Origin of the sequence: Exiguobacterium sp. PFWT01 (assembly GCF_018255795.1) — a bacterium.
Lineage (GTDB): Bacteria > Bacillota > Bacilli > Exiguobacteriales > Exiguobacteriaceae > Exiguobacterium.
Window position 1 is genome coordinate 250,294 of record NZ_CP073755.1, and the last position, 17,118, is coordinate 267,411.

15 protein-coding genes are annotated in these 17,118 nt (G+C 49.5%); 12 read left to right on the top strand and 3 right to left on the bottom strand.

The features are described from left to right. Nucleotides 1-39 precede the first annotated feature (39 nt). The 6 genes from arcD (at nucleotide 40) to cydC (ending at nucleotide 9,365) form a co-directional block, all read left to right on the top strand. The gene (arcD, locus tag KD909_RS01485) at nucleotides 40-1,515 is read left to right on the top strand and encodes an arginine-ornithine antiporter (RefSeq protein WP_211782143.1); all 1,476 of its coding nucleotides are present in this window, start codon (nucleotides 40-42) and stop codon (nucleotides 1,513-1,515) included. A gap of 14 nt (nucleotides 1,516-1,529) precedes the next feature. Beyond that, nucleotides 1,530-2,492: a carbamate kinase gene (gene arcC / locus KD909_RS01490; protein ID WP_211782144.1), complete on the top strand. Its 963-nt coding sequence runs from the start codon at nucleotides 1,530-1,532 to the stop codon at nucleotides 2,490-2,492. 162 nt (nucleotides 2,493-2,654) lie between these two features. Next, a complete protein-coding gene (locus tag KD909_RS01495) occupies nucleotides 2,655-4,997 on the top strand; it encodes a glycoside hydrolase family 31 protein (protein WP_211782145.1) in 2,343 nt (780 codons plus the stop codon). Nucleotides 4,998-5,113: 116 nt separating this feature from the next. Continuing rightward, nucleotides 5,114-5,803 (top strand): Crp/Fnr family transcriptional regulator, encoded by a 690-nt coding sequence (locus KD909_RS01500; protein WP_074035511.1) that lies wholly within the window; start codon nucleotides 5,114-5,116, stop codon nucleotides 5,801-5,803. A 122-nt stretch (nucleotides 5,804-5,925) separates the two neighbouring features. Then, nucleotides 5,926-7,650 carry a thiol reductant ABC exporter subunit CydD gene (gene cydD, locus KD909_RS01505; RefSeq protein ID WP_211782146.1) on the top strand — a complete coding sequence of 575 codons (1,725 nt, stop codon included), beginning with the start codon at nucleotides 5,926-5,928 and terminating at the stop codon, nucleotides 7,648-7,650. Then, on the top strand, nucleotides 7,647-9,365 hold the full coding sequence (gene cydC, locus KD909_RS01510; protein WP_211782147.1) for a thiol reductant ABC exporter subunit CydC: 1,719 nt from the start codon (nucleotides 7,647-7,649) through the stop codon (nucleotides 9,363-9,365). Before cydD ends, cydC begins: the two co-directional genes overlap by 4 nt. Nucleotides 9,366-9,619: 254 nt before the next feature. Here cydC and KD909_RS01515 read toward each other — a convergent pair whose 3' ends face one another. Further along, complete coding sequence (locus KD909_RS01515) at nucleotides 9,620-10,144, bottom strand: hypothetical protein (protein ID WP_031422033.1); 525 nt, start codon at nucleotides 10,142-10,144, stop codon at nucleotides 9,620-9,622. 128 nt (nucleotides 10,145-10,272) lie between these two features. After that, nucleotides 10,273-11,349 (bottom strand): diguanylate cyclase, encoded by a 1,077-nt coding sequence (locus tag KD909_RS01520; protein ID WP_211782148.1) that lies wholly within the window; start codon nucleotides 11,347-11,349, stop codon nucleotides 10,273-10,275. A gap of 224 nt (nucleotides 11,350-11,573) precedes the next feature. Between KD909_RS01520 and KD909_RS01525 the strand changes: the two genes are divergently transcribed. The 6 genes from KD909_RS01525 to KD909_RS01550 all read left to right on the top strand — a co-directional run bounded on the left by KD909_RS01525 (nucleotide 11,574) and on the right by KD909_RS01550 (nucleotide 15,651). Further along, nucleotides 11,574-11,756, top strand: coding sequence for a hypothetical protein (locus KD909_RS01525; RefSeq protein ID WP_031422036.1), 183 nt, complete (start codon nucleotides 11,574-11,576; stop codon nucleotides 11,754-11,756). A gap of 82 nt (nucleotides 11,757-11,838) precedes the next feature. Further along, the gene (gene msrA / locus KD909_RS01530) at nucleotides 11,839-12,789 is read left to right on the top strand and encodes a peptide-methionine (S)-S-oxide reductase MsrA (RefSeq protein ID WP_012727512.1); all 951 of its coding nucleotides are present in this window, start codon (nucleotides 11,839-11,841) and stop codon (nucleotides 12,787-12,789) included. Between the two features lie 13 nt (nucleotides 12,790-12,802). Then, nucleotides 12,803-14,089, top strand: a complete 1,287-nt coding sequence (locus tag KD909_RS01535) for a DUF2252 domain-containing protein (protein ID WP_211782149.1) — start codon at nucleotides 12,803-12,805, stop codon at nucleotides 14,087-14,089. A gap of 62 nt (nucleotides 14,090-14,151) precedes the next feature. Beyond that, entirely contained in the window at nucleotides 14,152-14,430 is a 279-nt protein-coding gene (locus KD909_RS01540) for a DUF5327 family protein (RefSeq protein WP_211782150.1), read from the top strand. Between the two features lie 107 nt (nucleotides 14,431-14,537). Then, nucleotides 14,538-14,903 (top strand): rhodanese-like domain-containing protein, encoded by a 366-nt coding sequence (locus KD909_RS01545; RefSeq protein ID WP_211782151.1) that lies wholly within the window; start codon nucleotides 14,538-14,540, stop codon nucleotides 14,901-14,903. A gap of 115 nt (nucleotides 14,904-15,018) precedes the next feature. Next, nucleotides 15,019-15,651 (top strand): HAD family hydrolase, encoded by a 633-nt coding sequence (locus KD909_RS01550; protein ID WP_211782152.1) that lies wholly within the window; start codon nucleotides 15,019-15,021, stop codon nucleotides 15,649-15,651. A 46-nt stretch (nucleotides 15,652-15,697) separates the two neighbouring features. Here the strand turns inward: KD909_RS01550 and KD909_RS01555 are convergent, their stop codons facing one another. Next, nucleotides 15,698-17,110 (bottom strand): NAD-dependent succinate-semialdehyde dehydrogenase, encoded by a 1,413-nt coding sequence (locus KD909_RS01555; protein ID WP_211782153.1) that lies wholly within the window; start codon nucleotides 17,108-17,110, stop codon nucleotides 15,698-15,700. Nucleotides 17,111-17,118: the final 8 nt, after the last annotated feature.

Here is a 17,118-nt window from a genome sequence, read left to right on the forward strand (position 1 = left end):
CCCCCTCCTGCTTTAAAATAAGCGAAAGGGATGAGTAGAATGTCTACGAAGTTGGAGCATGACTCAGGTGGTTCGGCTGGAGTACATCCTGAAAAGAAAGATAAGCGGTTAGGTCTCGGAGCGTTGACAGCACTTGTCGTCGGGTCGATGATTGGCGGTGGCGCCTTTAACTTGGCTGCCGATTTGGCACAAGGTGCGAATGCGGGTGCCATTCTTATCGGTTGGGTCATCACGGGAATCGGGATTATCGCGCTCGGTCTTAGCTTTCAAAATTTGACGATGCGTCGTCCAGATCTCGATGGTGGCGTATACAGCTATGCACGGGCAGGTTTTGGATCATTCGTCGGATTTAACTCGGCCTGGGGATATTGGTTGTCTGCCTGGCTCGGGAATGTGGCGTATGCCACACTATTGTTCAGTTCGGTCGGTTATTTCTTCCCGATTTTTGAAGGGGGACAGAATATCGCGTCGATTATTGGCGCATCGATTATGCTTTGGCTCGTGCATACACTCATCTTACGTGGGGTACATGAGGCATCGATGATCAACATCGTCACAACGATTGCCAAGCTCGTCCCAATTTTTGCATTCATTACGATTACCTTGTTCTTCTTTAATCTCGAAAACTTCACCTTCGATTTTTGGGGACAAGGCGGCTTCTCGTGGGGAAGTGTGCGTGACCAAGTCGTTTCGACGATGCTCGTGACACTTTGGGTCTTTATCGGTGTGGAAGGAGCCGTCGTTCTTTCTGGTCGTGCTCGGAAACGTTCGGACGTCGGGAAAGCAACCGTAATCGGGTTGCTCGGTACGCTCGTCATTTATTTGCTCATTTCCATCATGTCGCTCGGTCTCATGACACCGGAAAACGTGGCGAACGCCTCGCAACCCGCGATGGCATATTTGCTCGAGTCGGCCGTCGGTCCGTGGGGTGCGATGCTCATCAACGGAGGGCTCGTCATCTCTGTCCTTGGCGCATGGCTCGGTTGGACGCTTTTAGCAGCTGAGATTCCATTCGTTGCCGCCAAAGACGGGGTCTTCCCGAAATGGTTCACGAAAGAGAATCAAAATCAGGCTCCCGTCAACGCCCTTTGGCTGACGAACGGATTGATTCAGCTCTTCCTCTTCACATTCTTGATTTCAGATGCCGCATATAACTTTGCCTTTTCTCTCGCTTCGAGTGCGATTTTGATCCCATACGTGTTCTCGGCCTTTTATCAAGTGAAAGTGGCGAAGAACGGAATCGGATATAGTACCGGTGAACGGAAAACACGCGATTTGACGATTGGATTGGTCGCCTCCGTTTATGGACTATGGCTCATTTACGCCGCTGGAATCGATTATTTACTTCTCACCACACTTTTATATGCACCCGGAACCCTTCTTTACATGAAGGCGCAACGTGAAAATGGCATCAAGTCACTCACTAAAACGGAATGGATGGTCGCCGGTGTGTTGACCGCACTCGCCATCTTCGCAGTCGTACGCATACTATCGGGTAATATTTCAGTCATCTGATCGGGGGTATGGATATGGAGAAAAAACGAGTGGTCATCGCTTTAGGCGGGAATGCGATTCAACAAGGGAAAGATGCGACAGCCGAAGCACAAATACAGGCGGTTGAGGCGACGGCGGAATCTCTCGCTGCACTCATCGCGGAAGGAGTCGAGGTCATCATCACGCATGGGAACGGTCCGCAAGTGGGAAACCTGATGTTGCAACAAGCCGCATCAGACAGTTCGGCCACACCGGCGATGCCGCTTGATGTCTGTGGTGCGATGACGCAAGGGATGATTGGATACTGGTTCGAGAATGCACTGACCAAAGCGCTTCGTGCACGTGGTCTTGAACAGCATGTGGCCTCTCTCGTGACACGAAGTATTGTCGATCCGAACGATAGTGCGTTTCATCATCCGACCAAGCCGATCGGCCCGTTTTATACGGAAGAAGAGGCACTCCATCTCGAACGGACGACGGGTTACGTCTTCAAAGAAGATGCAGGACGAGGGTATCGTCGTGTGGTGCCGAGTCCAATCCCTATGAAAATCGCCGAACACGCCGTCATTCGAACACTCGTTGAAGCGGGGCACATCGTTGTCGCTTCCGGTGGCGGTGGCATTCCGGTTATGGAGACAGCGGACGGATACGTCGGCATCGAAGCGGTCATCGATAAAGATTTCGCGGCTGCGAAACTGGCTGACCTCGTCAACGCAGACGTCTTACTCATTTTGACGGCTGTCGAACATGTGTATGTCAATTTTGGGAAGCCGAACGAGATGGCACTTCAAGAAACGTCGAAAGAACAGATGGAGACCTATATCGCGGAAGGACAGTTCGCACCAGGCAGTATGTTGCCGAAAGTGAGAGCGGCGCTTCAGTTTGCCGAATCCGGTACGAACCGTGTCGCCATCATCACGTCGCTCGATCAGGCTTTAGCAGCCATTGACGGAGAAGCGGGCACACGTGTCCGCCTAGCTCCATCGCTCCAACAATAAGAATGTGTCGCAGACGTGAAGCGTTTGCGACTTTTTTGTTTTCTGCTCCGGTTCAAGGGGAACGAAGGTTGTATGCCAAAAATGAGATTGCTATCATATTCAGTGTAAACGTTTGCACTAATTTCAGGAAGGAAGTGACGGAGAGCGGAAACGCTCGAATGTATGCGCCTATTCGAAGAAAATCATGTGTACCAGTCGTGGATGAGACCAAAAGCAAGAGAAGAAGCAATCGTACAAGGAAGCTGCTATCGCTTCACCGTATTGACGAGTCAGTTGATTCGGATGGAATACGCGGAAGACGGAATTTTTGAAGACCGTGCCACCCAAGTGGCGTGGAATCGGGAATTTGACGTTCCACAATTCCGAGTGATTGAAGATGAGACAGAGCTCCAAATCATCACAGAACATGTTCATTTGTATTATACGAAAGGTCCGTTCGCACCGAACACGCTCTATGTGGACGTGAAAGGGAACTTTAGTACGTATTATAGCCGCTACATGTTCAATGGTCCGGAGCGGACGCTGAAAGGGACGGCGCGGACGCTCGACCATGTGGACGGGGCGACGGAATTAGAAGAAGGGATCCTCTCCAAACAAGGGTATGCGATCATTGATGATTCATCCTCGTTTTTGATGACAGACGATCGCTTCGTCGAGCCGAGACGAAAAGGAATTCATGACATTTACTACTTCGGATATGGCCATGACTATAAACAGGCACTTCGAGACTTTTACACGTTGACGGGTCCGACACCGATGCTTCCTCGTAAAGCGCTCGGGAACTGGTGGAGCCGGTACTGGCGATACGACGAAAAAGAGTATAAGACGTTAATGCGCCGTTTCAAGTCAGAAGATGTCCCGTTCTCGGTCAGTGTCATCGATATGGACTGGCACGTGACGGACATCCCCGAAGAGTACGGGAGTGGATGGACGGGCTATTCGTGGAACAAAAACTTGTTTCCCGAACCGAAACGTTTCCTCAACTGGTTAAAGGATGAGGGAATGATGGTAACGTTGAACCTGCATCCCGCGGACGGAGTGCGTGCGTTTGAAGACCAGTACGTGGCGATGGCCGAGGCCATGGGCGTCGATCCGAAATCGGGGGACCGAATCCCGTTCGATTTTTCGGACAAACGATTCATTCAAGCATACTTTGAGCAGATGCATCATCCACATGAGGCGGATGGCGTTGATTTTTGGTGGATCGACTGGCAACAAGGGTCGACCTCGAAGATGGAAGGACTCGACCCGCTATGGATGCTAAATCATTATCATGCCATCGATATCGCCCGTGACGGTAAGCGTCCGCTCATTTTCTCTCGTTACGCAGGACCAGGGAGCCACCGTTACCCAGTCGGATTCTCAGGAGACACGATCATCTCGTGGGCTTCACTCGCCTTCCAACCTTATTTTACAGCGACAGCGACAAACATCGGTTACGGTTGGTGGAGTCACGATATCGGAGGCCATCATCGTGGGAAAAAAGACGATGAGCTCGCCGCGCGTTGGGTCGCATACGGGGTATTCAGTCCAATCATGCGCCTCCACTCAACGTTCAGCACATTCAACGGGAAAGAGCCTTGGCGTTTCGGGATCGAAGCCGAGCAGTCGATGAAGCGATTCTTACGTCTGCGTCACGAACTCATCCCTTATCTATATACGATGAACTATCGTAACCATGCCGATGCGTTACCGCTCGTGCTGCCGATGTATATCGAACATCCCGATGACGAAGCGGCTTATCAAGTACCGAATCAGTTTTATTTTGGCAGTGAACTCATTGTGTCTCCAATTGTCACGCCGATGGACCGAAAGCTCCACGTCGCCGGAACGAATGTCTGGCTACCGAAAGGAGAATGGTTTGACTTCTTCACAGGACATCGTTACGAAGGCGACAAATCGATTCGTGTGTTCCGTGGACTCGATGGACAACCGGTTTTCGCCAAAGCGGGTGCTATCGTTCCCCTCATGCCGCATCAACCGCATGAGAACGAGACGGGGAACCCGAGCGAGCTAGAAGTACTCGTCTTTCCAGGTGCCTCGAACACGTTCACGATGTATGAAGATGACGGGGAAAGCCACGATTATGAGACAGGTGCCTCACTTGAAACGACGTTCACGCTCGACTGGGAAGCGCGGACGCTTCGCATCGAGATGTCAGGAGACCTGACCCTCGTTCCGGCGAATCGGACATTGACCGTTCTTGTTCGAGGCGTTGTCGGGGAAGGGGACTATGACGCTGAGACGCAGACGCTACACATCCCGATTGGTGAATTGAAGCAGGAGCAGACGGTGACGCTCCCCGTCGATGTGACACAGAACGCCCATCGACTTGATCGTCTCTATCGATTCTTAGACCGCGCGGAAATCGCCTACGATTTGAAAGATCGTTTGTACCAGATGGCGACGACGAAGACGCGTCTCGAGGCCTGGCTGTTTGACCTCCATGCGTTAGAACTCGACCGAGATTTGCAAGACGCCCTATTAGAACTGATGTTGGACTGAAAAGGGGGGAGACCTCCTTTTGTCATGTCAGAAAACTGTCGGATTTTGAAAGCGGTATCATTCTGAATCGCTTTATACTTATGGTAGAAGATCCAATTAGAAATGAGGGGATACAGATGCGACACAAGTGGACGATTGATGATTTACGACAGTTGACACTGTTTGCGAACTGTTCGAGTCGGGCACTTGAACAGCTCGTCCCGCACGTCTATTGCCGAACGTATCGAAAAGGACAGCTCTTATTCATGGAAGGAGACCCACGAGAGCGCGTGTATTTCTTAATGAGTGGATACATCAGACTTGAGCGGATGAACGAGCATGCGACGCATCAATATGCGGACTACGTGAAGCCCAAACAGTTCTTTCCGTACAATGGTTTGTTCACGGAGGAAGACTACCGTCATACGGCAGAAGCTGTGACGGATATTGACGTCATCTACATCCCGACCGACCGATTCGAGCGGTTTGTATCCACACAGTCGAATATGCTGCTTTATATCATCGGACAGATGAATCGTATTTTAGATTTACATGAACGACGTGTCCAAGAAATCATTACCCCGAGCGCGAAAGAACGTGTACTCAATACCATCCATTTTTTGATTGAAGATTTAGGTGAACCGGATGAGCAAGGGGTACGTGTCCGCTGTCCGTTCACGGCGATGGAGCTATCTCGTCTATCTGGAACGTCTCGAGAGACGGTTTCTACGATTTTAGCGAAGCTTCGTAAAGAAGAGGTGCTTCGAATGGATGACCACCAACTTGTAATCGGGCATCCTGAATACTTTGAGCAAGACTTCGATTGACGCCACTCAGGAGAGGGCGTCTTTTGCATGTCGGAACGAGCGGAGCGTTCGCTTCAAGACGTGTCATATTGTATAATTAGTGATGAATCTCACAAAGCAATCGGATTGTGAATAGAGAAAGGATGAATGCAGTGAAACGACTGCAAGCCCTTGCGTTCGCCGAACGAGGTCACATCATCGGACTGGTATTGTCTGCGGTCATGATTGGACTATCGATTTTGGCGCAAGCGTATTTAATCGTCGACATTGTCGACCGAATCTTTTTAAAAGATGAATCGTTTGAAACCGTCGTTCCGGCGTTACTTTGGCTCGTCGTCGCCCTATTGGTACGAGCACTTTTTGGATACGTCTCCGGACGAATCGGAGCGAGTTTATCGGAAAAGGCGAAGCAGACGTTGCGTCTGCAATTGCTAGATCGCTATGCCACGAGCCCCGTCGAGTCGTCTTTGACGGGACAATCTGGGAAGAAGGTCAGTGTGTTCATGGATGCTGTTGACGAGGTTGACGCCTACTTCAGTCAGTATTGGCCACAAGTGATTCAAACCTCGATTATCCCGCTTCTGATTTTGGTTGTCGTCTTCAGCCAACATTGGATTTCAGGTGTCATCATGATGGTGACGGCACCGTTTATCCCTTTGTTCTTTATTATCATTGGGATTGCGACACAGAAAAAATCTGAGGAACAGATGGAAAAGATGAATCAATTTTCCGGAAAGTTTTTGGATGTCTTACAAGGTTTGACGACACTCAAACTCTACAATCGGACCGAACAAGAAGCGAAAGCGATTGAGAAGAGCAGTCTCGACTTTCGGGATGCGACGATGGTCGTCTTAAAGACGGCATTCTTATCTGGCCTCATGTTGGAATTCATCTCCATGCTCAGCACCGGCGTTGTGGCACTAGAAGTCGCGCTACAGATGGTCGTTTGGGAGAACCTGACGTTCTTCTCAGGATTCTTGATTCTTGTGTTGGCGCCAGAGTATTACTTGGCCATCAAAGACCTGGGCAGCGCCTTTCATACGGGACGTGGCAGTATGGGCGCAGCAGACCGGATCTTTGACGTATTAGACGCCCCGGATGATCGCATTCAGTGGGGGACGAAGTCGCTTCGTTCACGGACACCGGACCTTGAGCTTGAAGAGATATCGTTTGAGTACGCTGGTGGACGCTTTTCCCTTCAGCCATTGAGTGGTCGCATCTCGTCCGGCACCCACCTTGCGTTAGTCGGCGCGAGCGGTTCCGGGAAGACGACTGTCCTTAACGTGATCTCTGGACTTTTGCAAGTAAAATCAGGGCGCGTCCTCGTGGATGGCGAACCCTTGCATATGTATGAGGAATCTGCCTGGTATGGAAATATTGCGTATATCTCTCAAAATCCGTATCTGTTCGCCGGGACACTCGCCGAAAACATTGCTTTAGGTGAAGTGGCTGACGAGCGTGCGTTACTCGAGGCAGCCGAGGCAGCTGGACTATCCGAGGTGATTGATCAGTTGCCGAACGGAATCTGGACAGAACTCGGAGAAGGTGGGTTTGGACTATCTGGTGGAGAACGGCAACGCCTTGCACTCGCACGGGCTTTCTTTAAGCGACCTGGTATTTTATTGTTTGATGAACCGACGACCGGCCTTGATTTGAAAACAGAGCGGATTGTCAGACGCTCGATTGAAGAGCTGTCGAAAGGTGCGACGTTAATCACGGTTGCGCATCGTCTGCATACGATCAAAGAGGCGGACACGATTTGGTTCATGGATGACGGGAAACGAATCGCAGAAGGGACGCACGAAGCGTTACTCGCTGTCCCAGAGTATGCAGAACTGTTTGCACTTCAGAAAGGGGTGAGCCGATGAACTCGCTTTGGACCATCACAAAATGGATGATGCGCGAGAAGAAAGACATTCTTCTCTCCATCTTCTTTGGATATGCGGCAGGGATTGCAGCGGTCGCCCTCTTCGCGGCAAGTGGCTATCTCGTATCACGCGCAGGGCTCGTCCCGCCACTGTATGCACTCATGGTACCGGTTGTCTTAATTAAACTGTTCGGTGTCATCCGGGCAGGAAGCCGTTATCGGGAACGCCTCGCCTCACACCGGGCGACGTTTACGATTTTAAGTGAGTTGCGCGTCCGGTTCTATCGTCAGTTAGAGCCGCTCGTTCCGTCCATCTTCGCGAAATATCGGAGCGGCGATTTGCTCGCACGCGTCGTCGGGGACGTTGAGAGTCTTCAAAACTACTTCCTTCGCGTGTTTTATCCGCCGATCATTCTCGTACTCGTCTTTTTGAGTACCATCTTCTTTGTCACCTTCTTCTCGTTTGCGGTCAGCCTATGGATATTGTTTGGTGTACTCGTTACAGGATTCTTGATTCCGCTCGGATTTGCACGAATTCGTGCCCGTCATGACGAGACGATTCGTGGATTGCGTGGAGATGTGTCGATTCAATTGACAGAGATGCTGTTCGGATACCGGGATTTAAAACTTCATCACCAACTTGACCGCACGAAACAAGCTGTCTATTCGCACAGTGAGCGTTACATGGAGGCAGAGCGGAAAGACACGACGAATCAGTTCTTCAATTCGGCGCTCGTCGTTGCCGCTTCCTTACTCGTCTCATGGGGCGTCTTGGCCATCGGTGCGTATCAGGTGGTAAATGGAGACTTGAACGGGTTGTTCTTGGCAATGCTGATCATGATGTCGCTCACAGCGTTTGAGAATACGACGCCGATGGCCGTGTTCCCTGGTCACTTTGCAGACAGCAAGCAAGCAGCGGATCGTTTGTTTGAAGTGACGGAGCCGAGTGAAACGATTGAGGCGCGTGAGGCGAAACGTCAGGACGTGACGTTTACGGATGCACCATCCATTTCATTTGATCATGTTCGCTATCGCTATCCGGATACGTATCGAGATGTCATCGATGAGGTGACGTTACACATTCCAAGTGGTTCGAAGACGGTCATCGTTGGACCGAGCGGGTCAGGGAAGTCGACGTTACTTCAACTGCTCTTGGCTTTCGTTCGGACGGAAGACGGCACGATTCGGTTGGATGAGTACAACGTGAACGATGTCAAACAGACAGCCATTTGGCAACATGCGAGCGTTGTTTTGCAAGACAATCATTTCTTTTATGGAACTGTACGGGACAACTTGGCGTTAGCCGGTGACTTCACAGATGAAGAGATGAGCGTAGCGCTTGAGCGGGTCCGTTTGGCGTTCACGCTAGACGAACCGGTCCTTGAGAAAGGGGCGAACTTGTCAGGTGGAGAACGCCAACGCCTGGCCATCGCACGAGCACTTCTTAAAAACGGACTTCTCTGGTTGCTCGATGAACCGACATCGGCACTCGATGCAGGAACGGAGGCCCATGTCTTTTCTGAATTGTTACAGCAAGCCGGAACAGGCACACTCATTCTCGTCAGTCACCGTTTGACGGGTCTCGAAACGTTTGATCAGATTATCGTTATGGAAGCCGGAAGAATTGTTGAGGTCGGTTCTTATGAGGAACTGATGACGAAACGTGGCATGTTCTATGAATTGAAACAAATCGAGCAAGAAGTGTTCGCATCATGAAAAAGACGAGCAGCCCCGTCGGTGGGCTGCTCGTCTTGTTTTTGGCAAATATGGGTGCAACAAATGGGGGTTGTCGCAATGCTTTCAAAAAGAGTGTCGTGGAGGGGAATCCACGTGACGTGATATGTTTGGGGAACGTGCACGTCAAGCTTTTGGGAAGCTACAACTAAAGTATAGTTGATAACGATTCTCATTGTCAATGAGAATAATGAAAAAAATCCATACGTGCGAACACGTATGGATTGGGTCTTCAATTAGTTCGAGGCTACGCCTTTTTGAACCGTGAATCGAATCAAACTGAACAAGTATCTCGTGAAGAAGAGAGCGAACGCATAGAATAGCGCGATGAACGGTGACTGAAGATCAATCCCCGGAATGTTCATCAAGAACTCCAATACGAGAATAGAGAGTAGGAATACGTAGAGAGCGGCATCTAAATAAAGTGGCATGAGACGACCGCGTTGATGCCAAAATGTGCGGACGAGTGGAGCCACGGTCATCCCGATGATCCGTTCCGCAAAGCCGATACTGAGAACGGCGATGATGAATGCTGGGATCGTGTTAAAGCTCACCAAATCCGAGAACACGAAACCTGAAATCAACAAGAGCGGACCGATGATAATCATCATCGAAAGTGAGGTCCGGAAGAAAATCCACATGTTGTTCTGAATCGAACGAATCCCCCCGATTGCCGATTGTTGAAGTGTCTTTCCACGTCTATAGTCAATCGCGAACGAGCCGATAAACATAATTCCAAATAAAGATAACAAAACTGACATGAACGATGTTTCCCCTTTTCTGAATAAATCATGATGTATCGATCTGAATCAAAGTCTAGCCTAGTTTAACGATTCATTTCGAGAAAGTAAAGCGAGAAAACGCGCTCAAGTGTGAAGAGTTTGACACATTAAGAGGCGAGGATGAAACGATTTCGACCGGACTCTTTTGCGTGATATAACGCTTCATCTGCATGTTTTAACACACTGTCGATTTCAATATCATTCGAATGGCAAGCTCCAAGCGAAACAGTGATGTGGAGCGTACCGGCACTCGTCTCGAATGGGAACGTTGAAACCTTTTCTCGAATAGATTCAGCAAGCCGTGATACTTCGTCACGTGTCGCATGTGGCATGACGATTAAAAATTCTTCGCCACCGAAGCGGCCGACCAAATGGCGATCGTCGCTCTCGTTGACGAGGAGCATGCCGAGCTCGCGCAAAACATCATCTCCGACGTCGTGACCGTATGTGTCATTTACCCGTTTGAAATGATCGATATCGACCAAAATCAATGCGTATTCTTCTGCCTCGACCGTCAAGTTGGCCATCGCTTCGTTCAAGAGACGCCGATTGGCAATCCCGGTGAGCGCATCCGTACGCGCCAGTTGCTGTTGATGCTGGACGTTCTCGAAATGGCGGCGCAATTCGAGCAACAATCGATAGGCGGCGCAAGCTCCGCCGTAAGACATTAACGTGTAGACGATTAAGACGGGATAGAACAAGTTTAGTGGAAGCGCGGCATAAATCGCTGCTCCAAAAATGGCGATGCTGATCGTAGTGAATATAAGTAAAGTTGGGCGGGTATTATCCATGCGTTTTCGAAGGATGCTGATTGATCCCACGAGAACGAACATTGTCGCAAACGCTAAATAGAGACCAATCATAGCGCCGTTTGTGTACCAAACGACAAACGCGCGACCAATCAAATAGATGATACCTGCAACCGTCCCACTGACCCAACCACCAAATAAGACAGCCAGCATGATTGGGATGGCGCGTAAATCAATGAGCACACCTTCGAGAGGTAAGGCATTTACTAAAAGGAGGATGGCAATCAATCCGGTCTGTACCCCAAGTAAAATCCTTCCTTTGAGAGGAGACTGTGGCGTCAGACGAGGGCGGTTTCGAAACGGTAAAAAGGAAATCGTGAAGAGCGTGAACAAGATACACAAGTTGATAAAGAACGCATTTATGATTGTGAGCATCGGAGCTCCCCCTTATCCCGTATGGAAATATTTAGTTACAGTATATAGCATCTAGTTGGAAACAAACAGGAATAACCTGCTTGCGGAAAGAAACTCTCTTGAATGATTATTCAAGCAAATCGTTTTGGAATCCTTTTGGATTTGTTCAGGTTCTCCTCATCTTTTAGAACTTTCGTTATGGAAAATCGAAAGTTTGGTATGATAAGAGAAAAGGAGGACTGTCCGTGCGTTACTGGGATCATTTTAAACGAGCGTTTATTCCGATTGCGCTCATTTTGATTGGATTAGCGATCTTTTATACTTTATCGGCTCGAGATAATATGGTGTTGACGCTATTAGGGGCTGCGATTGTTGGAGTCATCTTATTTTTGGTGATGCGTCATGTGAATCAGGTGGAAGAGGACTAAAGCGAGAACACATTTTGTGGTTCTCGTTTTTTGTTGTCTTGCCACATTTTTGGGTACACTACAAAGTAAGGAGGGATTTATCATGGCAAAAGCTACATTTGCGGGAGGCTGTTTCTGGTGCATGGTCAAACCGTTTCATAAATATGAGGGAGTGGAGCGTGTCATTTCTGGATATACAGGAGGACATGTCGACAACCCGACGTATCAACAAGTCTGTTCGGAGACGACAGGACATTTAGAGGCGGTTGAAATCACATTTGATCCAGAAGTCATTTCGTATGAGGAGTTGCTACGCATCTATTGGCGTCAAATCGATCCGACAGATGGTGGAGGGCAGTTCAATGACCGCGGTGAATCGTACCGTCCAGCCATCTTCTATCATTCAGAAGAGCAGCGGGCTGCAGCGGAGCGTTCGAAACAGGAAGTGGAAGATTCGGGTCGCTTCGATCGTTCGATTGAAGTCGATATCCGCCCTGCGAAAACGTTCTGGGAAGCGGAAGACTATCATCAAGACTACTATAAAAAAAATCCGTTCCGCTATGAGATGTACCGTGTCGGTTCAGGACGCGCGAAGTTCATCAAAGAGGCGTGGAGTGATCGCAAACAACAACAAGCACTTCGTGAACGCTTGACACCGATGCAGTATAAAGTGACGCAAGAAAACGGGACAGAGCCACCGTTCCAAAATGAATATTGGGATGAAGAGCGGGAGGGGTTGTACGTCGATATCGTCGACGGGACACCACTCTTCACATCGCACGATAAGTTTCAGTCGAATTGCGGATGGCCGAGCTTCTCACGCCCAATCGAGGAGAAGCGAGTCGATTTGAACATGGACACGACGCACCACATGGTACGGACAGAAGTCCGTTCAAAACAAGGGGACAGTCACCTTGGTCACGTGTTTGATGACGGTCCGAAAGAGCTTGGCGGCTTACGCTATTGCATCAACTCGGCCGCTCTCCGATTTATTCCTGTAGAAGAGCTTGAAGAGGCGGGGTACGGGGAATATAAACACTTATTCAACAAGTGAAGGGGAGAGCCGTATGTTCACAGCCGTCAAACAACAAATTCGGTGCGAGACGATCGGGACCGTCCTTGATTTTTACGACCAGTCGATTCGACAGCTTTCGGAAGAGGCGAGACAAGAGAAGTACGCGAAGATGAGTTCAAGCCCGTTCTCGTTCTTTCGAGGGAGCTCACACTTGTTCTACTACGACTTTGCGAAAGTACCGATCGCCTTTGACACAGGTCCTGACCATCCGACGTTCATTCAAGGAGACTTACACTTTGAAAATTTCGGTGTGTTCGAAGACGGGGCCGGCACCATCATCTATGACGTGAACGACTTTGATGAGGCGTATATCGGGTCCTATCTGTTCGATTTGTTGCGGATGGCGGTCTCTGTCGATTTGTTCGCCGCCGAGTCAGGATTCGATGGCAAGGCAGCCATTCAAGCGTTTGCTGAGTCCTATGCCAAAGCCATTGAAAAACATGCGCTTGGACGGAGTGAGCATATTCAATTCACGAAAGAGAATACGTGTAAAGCGGTCAAAAAAGTCATTAAAAAAGCGGAAAAGAAGAAAGATGAATTCATGTCCGAACGGACGGAGGTACGGGACGAGGAACGTTATTTTTCGACGAGTGACGACCTGCTTCCCGTCTCTTCAGAAGTACGGGAGGAAATTGAAGCGGCATGGGGCGATTATCTGTCTTCATTGTCAGACCAACACCGACATCATGCCGATCACTACGAAATCAAAGATGTCGCCATCAAACTTCAGAGCGGCACGGCTTCAATCGGTTTAGAACGCTACTATATTTTGATTGAAGGTGCCGACGAAGAACATGATGAAGATGTTATTTTAGAGATGAAGCAAGCACAGTCCGCCGTCCCGTCTCTCTTTCTTCCGACACATCCGCTGTTTGAGAACGGATTGTCGCATCAAGGCGCTCGTGTCGTCGCCGCACAACGAGCAATGGTCCACAGTCGTGACCCGTATCTCGGCTATTTGACAATCGACGATAAAGAATATTATGTGAGGCAACGTTCTCCGTATAAGCGGAAAGTGAAAGCGAAACACATGAAAGATGAGACGTCGCTCATTGAGACGTTGAAAGTGCAAGCGCAAATCACGGCGAAGATTCACGCACGGGCCGATGCGTCATCGAATGTGCTCGATTATACGGCAAGCGAACGAATCGCGGCGGCAATCGGTGACTCCCCGTCCCTGTTTATTCGACAGTTATCGAGATGGGCTGATTTTTATGCGAATCAAGTTCGTTTTGACTATGAAGCCTTTTTAAATTGGGTCGAGTCAAGGAATCGTTAAAGATACTTGCGAATCGAGGATGAAATCCTTCACAATGGAAGTGTAAAGGATGTGTACGGACTATGATTACAGAACAACAAGTCATCGCCCAAATGCGTCAGGTGATGACACAGATTGAGTCGTCAACCGGTGAAGTGCAAAAGCGTCATTTGGCAAAGTTGATGGGCTTTTGTGAATTACTTCTAGATGAGACGTCAGAAGCGAAAGCGGTCGGTGTGCCGCAAACGTCGACACCTACGAACGAGACAAAACCGCCACTTGATCGACAGATGGCTGCCTTTCTCGGCATTCCGATGGAGGAAGACGAACAACCGAAATCGGATTCATTGCTCGATTTTTGAACCACATGTGCATCACATGTGGTTTTTTTGTGGATTCACATTCATTGACTTAAATACCATAGGGGGTATAATGAGTATGAGAAATGAATGCAAATGGAGGCGTGAATATGTTGGACTTTCTTTTTGTAGCGGTCGTCATTGGACTTGTGTATTTCTGGTGGAGTCGTCGAAACAATGTAAAAACTGTCTCGACGGACGATTTAAAACGGAGAATCGCAGAAGAACGGAACATTCAATTGTTGGATGTGCGGGAGCCGCATGAATACCGCGGGGGACATATCAAGCAGGCGAAAAACGTACCTTTATCCGGATTCGGTAATGCTCAAGCGAAATATCCGAAAAAAAAGGAGCGTCCTGTCTATGTCATCTGTCAGAGCGGGATGCGTAGCCAACGCGCGGCAGCAATGCTGAAGAGTGCCGGATATACCGACGTCTATTCTGTAAAAGGTGGCATGAACTTCTGGCGTGGATAATAGAGGCGACTGGACGAATCGGTTCAGTCGTTTTTTTTGTCATCACGTTTTCTCTTTTGCATTTTCGGGGATTCTGCTACGGTAAGGAGAGAGTGAAAGAGAGGGGATCAATCCAATGGCAGTGATTTTATTTGATATCGATGGCACGTTAGTAGATACGACCGGACCGATGACGAAGGCGATTCATGAGGCACTCGAGGAGCTTCCTCATCTTCCGAAACCGAGTGAAGAGGCGGTCCGCTCAGGATACGGCTTGGCAGGTAACGCGTTTTGGGAGCATGTCATCCCGGAAGCGACGCTTGAAGAGATTCGTCTCATTCGCAGACTCCGTCATACGACGCTTGAGCAAACGATGGAAGGGCAAAATGTCTTGTTTGACGGAATTCGTGAGATGTTGGAGACGCTTCATGAGCAAGGTCATACGCTGACGACAGCGAGTAATTGTGGTGTTCATTACATGAATTTGATTTTAGATACGCAACAAATTCGTCCATATATGACGGCACCCGAATGCTTAGAGTCTGTTGGAGGCGAGAAGAAGGCAGACATTCTGACAGCACACCGTGTCCGGCACGGAGAGGCGGACTATATTATGGTCGGCGATCGTAAGTCGGATGTCGAGGCGGCTCGCGCTCATGACTTCCCGGTCGTCTTGACAGGGTTCGGATTCGGCAATGAAGAAGAGTGGGCACTTGCGAATCACGTGATCCAGTCTCCGCATGATTTAGTCGAGTGGGTCAACCGATAAGAAAAGGCTTGTCGCATATGTCGACAAGCCTTTTGTATACCTACACTTACAACCCGAGTGAGATGTATTTTACTTCTAAAAATTCCTCGATGCCGTGATGTCCACCCTCACGGCCGAGTCCGCTCTCTTTCCAACCACCGAACGGCGCTTGCGGCGTTGACGGAAGTCCGTCATTCACACCGACAATCCCGTACTCCAACGATTCAGCTAAATAGACCGCTTCATTGATGTCTTGCGTGAACAGGTAAGCGGCTAAGCCAAATGGCGTGTTGTTCGCCCGTTTGATGACTTCATCGAGTGAATCGAACGTCGCAATCGGTGCGACAGGTCCGAACGTCTCTTCGTTCATGCAGAGCATGTCTTCATTCGCGTAACGAATGACGGCAGGACGGATGAACAAGCCGTCTAGCACCTCACCACCGTACACTTCACCGCCACGAATCTGAGCGTCCTCGATATGCTTTTCGACTTTACTGAGCGCATCGTCATCGATGAGCGGACCGATGTCGACACCTTCCTCTAGTCCGTTCCCGACTTTCAACGCTTCGACTTCTTTAATGAAACGCTCCGAGAATTCATCGACGACGGCGCGTTCGACATAGATTCGGTTCGCGCAGACGCACGTCTGTCCACCGTTTCGGAACTTCGTGGCGACCGCTTGCGGAACAGCCTTATCTAAATCCGCTTTGGCCGTGACGATGAGTGGGGCATGTCCACCGAGTTCGAGTGAAATCTTTTTCATCGTGTCCGCAGCGTCACGCATGAGCATTTTTCCGACTTCCGTTGATCCTGTGAACGTCAATTTTCGGACCCGTTTATCTTGTTGCCACGCTTTGACGATATCTGACGCTTGTCCAGTGACAAGGTTGATGACCCCTTTTGGGAATCCGGCCTTCTCCGCTAATTTGACCAATTCGATGGCGGTCAACGGAGTTGCCGATGCTGGTTTCATGACGACCGTACAGCCTGCAGCGAGCGCTGGAGCGACTTTCCGTGTGATCATGGCAGCTGGGAAGTTCCAAGGTGTGATGGCTGCGATGACGCCGACCGGTTGTTTGATGGCAAAGATCCGTTTCTGGTTTGATGAAGCAGGAATCGTCTCTCCGTACACGCGTCGTCCTTCTGCTGCATACCAGTCGATGAATCCATTTGCATAGTTGATTTCACCGATTGCTTCCTTGAGCGGTTTCCCTTGTTCCTCGACCATGGTTCGGGCAAGCTCTTCTGTATGTTCTGCAATCAAACGATGCCACTCATTGAGTAGTTCCCCTCGTTCTTCTGCTGTTTTTTGTTTCCATTCTTGTAACGCCTCATGCGCAGCGTCGACGGCTTGTGTCGCTTCTTGTGTATCACTTTTTGTCACGACGGCCATCACATTGCCTGTAGCCGGATTGCGTACCTCGATCGTTTGTCCCGTTTCTGTCCATTCCCCATTAATGAAGTTTTTCTCTTCTCGCATCTTGATTT